Origin of the sequence: Micromonospora arida, from assembly GCF_003857035.1 — a bacterium.
Classification (GTDB): Bacteria; Actinomycetota; Actinomycetes; order Mycobacteriales; family Micromonosporaceae; genus Micromonospora; species Micromonospora arida.
The window spans coordinates 1-3644 of sequence record NZ_QGSY01000098.1 but is presented as its reverse complement, the minus strand read 5'-3'; the positions used below and the strand labels follow the sequence as shown (position 1 = coordinate 3644).

The following is a 3644-nucleotide window of genomic DNA, read 5'->3' as shown; positions in this document are numbered from 1 at the left end:
GGTGAGCAGGGTGAGCGCGGTGACGCCGGCGAGGGCGGCCGCGCGCAGGCGGGATCTGGCCATGGGTGCTCCGCGGTGTCGAGGGGGCATCGTCGCTGGTCAGTTTTCCGCTTGGAGGGAAGTTTCGCCAGACGTTGATAGGTGGAAAATCATTGCCGCCGTGATGATCCGCCTGGGATGGCCAACGCAACGATCAATGTTGATATGACCATGTGACAGGTGGTGAAGTGTCCTTCACCGAGCGGGATCTCCCGCCCATCGAGGAGGTAGTCCATGGCCCTCCGCACGCCCATCCCCCTCCGCCGTGTCCTGGTGCTCGCTGTCGTCACCGGGCTGGGCATCGTCACCGTCGCCGCCGGTCCGGTCGCCGCCCGACCGGCACCGGACCGCACCGCTGAGCAGGCTGCCGCCGGCTACCGGGTGCTCGGGCCCCGGACCCTCGCCGACCGCAACGCGGTGGCCCGCACCGGGGCCGCCATCGACTACTCCGAACACGGCGTGCTGCACATCTCGGCCACCGCGAGCGAGGCCGCCGCGATCGGCAAGCTCGGCTTCCGGCTGGAACCGCTCGCCCCGCCACCCAACGCCGAGCGCGGCGCCGGCGACTTCGGCACGCTGGCGTTCCCACCGGCCGACTCGAACTACCACGACTACGCGGAACTGACCGCCGTCGTGAACCAGGTCGTCGCCGACCATCCGGCGATCGCCCGCAAGATCAGCATCGGTTCGTCGTACGAGGGTCGCGACCTGATGGCGGTGAAGATCTCCGACAACGTCGGCACCGACGAGAACGAGCCGGAGATCCTGTTCAACTCCCAGCAGCACGCCCGTGAGCACCTGACCGTCGAGATGGCGATCTACCTGCTCAACCTCTTCACCGACAGCTACGGCAGCGACTCCCGGATCACCAACATCGTCAACGGCCGGGAGCTCTGGATCGTGCCGACGGTCAACCCGGACGGCAGCGAGTACGACATCGCCACCGGGTCGTACCGGTCCTGGCGCAAGAACCGGCAGCCCAACAGCGGCTCGTCCAACGTCGGCACCGACCTGAACCGCAACTGGTCCTACAACTGGGGATGCTGCGGCGGCTCGTCCGGCAGCACCTCGTCGGAGACCTACCGGGGGCCGTCGGCGTTCTCCGCGCCGGAGACGCAGGCGCTGCGCAACTTCGTCAACGGCCGGGTGGTCGGCGGGGTGCAGCAGATCAAGGCCAACATCGACTTCCACACGTACTCGCAGCTGGTGCTCTGGCCCTACGGCTACACCACAGCGAACACCGCGACCGGGATGAACGCCGACCAGTACAACACCTTCGCCACCATCGGTCAGCAGATGGCGGCCACCAACGGCTACACCCCGGAACAGTCCAGCGACCTCTACATCACCGACGGGGACAGCCTCGACTGGATGTGGGCCACCCACAACATCTGGGCGTACACCTTCGAGATGTACCCCGGCTCGTCCGGCGGCGGCGGCTTCTACCCGCCCGACGAGGTGATCCCGGCGCAGACCTCACGTAACCGGGAGGCGGTGCTGCTGCTCAGCGAGTACGCCGACTGCCCGTACCGGGCCATCGGCAAGCAGGCGCAGTACTGCGGCGGCGGTGGCGGCACCACGGTCTGGTCGGACACCTTCGAGACCGCCACCGGCTGGACCATCAACCCGGGCGGCACCGACACCGCCACCCTCGGCGCGTTCGAGCGGGGCGCCGCCCAGGCGACCACGTCCTCCGGAGCCAAGCAGCTCACCCCGTACGCCGGGTCCAACGACCTGGTCACCGGCCGGCTCGCCGGCTCGGCGGCCGGTGACTACGACCTCGACGGCGGCGTGACCAGTGCCCGGTCCCCGGCGGTGACCCTGCCGTCGTCCGGCACGCTGACCCTCTCGCTCGCCTGGTACCTGGCCCACGGCTCGAACGCCTCGTCGGCGGACTACCTGCGGGTGAGCGTGGTGCACAACGGCGGCACCACAGCGCTGCTCACCCAGGCCGGCGCGGCCAGCAACCGCAACGGGAGCTGGGCGGTCGCCAACCTCAACCTCACCCCGTACGCCGGCCAGTCGGTCCGCGTGCTCGTCGAGGCTGCGGACGCGTCCGGGGCCAGCCTGGTCGAGGCGGCTGTGGACAACGTCACCATCACGTCCTCCTGATCGGGTGGGGCCCCGTCCCGCCCCGGCGGGGCCCCACCACCCGCTCCTGAGCCTCCAGATCCGGGACATATCCCTCGTGCGCCACGGCTCCGGCGATCGACCGACACTGACCGGCCCTTGATCGATCCGGCATGTCCTGGCGGTGCGCTACCGTCTTAGCGACCAGTCCGCAGCGAAGCCGGTGCGAAACCCGGCGCTGTCCCGCAACTGTGATGCCCCACCGGTAGGTGGGGACGAGCCAGGTCGCCTGCGGATCGGTCGCGAAACGCGCTCTCGAGGAAGGGCGCCTCGTGGGCGGGCGTACGAAAGTCCCTGTCGGCGAAGCACCACACTCCTCGACCGACAGGAGGCCCCCATGAACAGACGTACCCCTCGGCTCTTCGCGGCGACCCTCGCGGTCACCGCGCTCGCCCTCGGCGCCTGCGCCGAGAAGGCCGACGATCAGCCGAGCGCCGGCACCGCGGCCGCCGCCTACCCGGTCACGGTCGGCGCGCTCACCCTCGAGAAGCGCCCCGAGAAGATCGTCGTGCTGTCGCCCACCGCCACCGAGATGCTCTTCGCGATCGGCGCCGGCCCGCAGGTGACCGCCGTCGACGACCAGTCGAACTACCCGGCCGACGTGCCCAAGACCGACCTCTCCGCCTTCCAGCCGAACGCCGAGGCGATCGCCGGTAAGAACCCTGACCTCGTGGTGCTCTCCGACGACCGCAACAAGATCGTCGAGCAGCTCGGCAAGCTGAAGATTCCGGTGTACCAGACCCCGGCGGCGACCACGCTCGACGACACGTACCGGCAGATCACCGAGCTGGGCACGCTGACCGGGCACGCCGACCAGGCCACCGACGTCGCCACCCGGATGAAGGACGACATCGCCAAGCTGGTCAAGGACCTGCCACAGCGCGCCGAGAAGCTCACCTACTTCCACGAGCTGGGCCCGGAGCTGTACAGCGCCACCAGCAAGACGTTCATCGGCTCGCTCTACAGCCAGGCCGGTCTGACCAACATCGCCGACCCGGCTGACGCGGACGGTAAGAGCTTCGGCTACCCCCAGCTGTCCCAGGAGTTCATCGTCAAGGCCGATCCGGACTTCGTCTTCCTGGCCGACGCCAAGTGCTGCCAGCAGAACGCCGACACGGTCAAGGCGCGCAGTGGCTGGGCCGGCCTCACCGCTGTGAAGAACAACCAGGTCGTCGCCCTGGACGACGACGTCGCCTCCCGCTGGGGCCCTCGGGTCGTGGACCTGCTCCGGGTCATCATCGACGCGGTCGCCAAGGTGCCCGCGTGACCGTCGTCCGTCGGTGACCGGGCCGCGAAAGGTGTCCGATCCGGCACCAACCGGTCGGCCGGCCGAGCCGCCGCCGTCGCCGTCGCCGTCTGAGCGGGCCGAGCCTCCTGCCGAGGCCCGGCCCGCGGGGCTGCCCTCCACGGCCCGACCCGCCGGGCTGGCGTCCGGGGCCCGACCCGCCGGGCTGGCGTCCGGGGCCCGGCCGGCC

The 3644-nt window shown here is 70.0% G+C and carries 2 protein-coding genes, 1 pseudogene and 1 riboswitch; all 3 genes and pseudogenes read left to right on the top strand.

Features of this window, described 5'->3' with window-relative positions:
• Positions 1 to 273: 273 nt before the first annotated feature.
• A complete protein-coding gene (locus tag DLJ58_RS04510; RefSeq protein WP_124853994.1) occupies positions 274 to 2151 on the top strand; it encodes a M14 family metallopeptidase in 1878 nt (625 codons plus the stop codon).
• A 146-nt stretch (positions 2152 to 2297) separates the two neighbouring features.
• A riboswitch (cobalamin riboswitch) is annotated at positions 2298 to 2420 on the top strand.
• An 86-nt stretch (positions 2421 to 2506) separates the two neighbouring features.
• Entirely contained in the window at positions 2507 to 3436 is a 930-nt protein-coding gene (locus tag DLJ58_RS04505) for an ABC transporter substrate-binding protein (protein ID WP_124853993.1), read from the top strand.
• Positions 3437 to 3449: 13 nt separating this feature from the next.
• Positions 3450 to 3644: pseudogene (locus DLJ58_RS34230) on the top strand (MmpS family transport accessory protein); the annotation flags it as partial.

Bases quoted from the DNA above. Each gene is read 5' to 3' on its own strand.
- DLJ58_RS04510 (WP_124853994.1), top strand. From the start codon at position 274: ATGGCCCTCCGCACGCCCATCCCCCTCCGCCGTGTCCTGGTGCTCGCT.
- DLJ58_RS04505 (WP_124853993.1), top strand. From the start codon at position 2,507: ATGAACAGACGTACCCCTCGGCTCTTCGCGGCGACCCTCGCGGTCACC.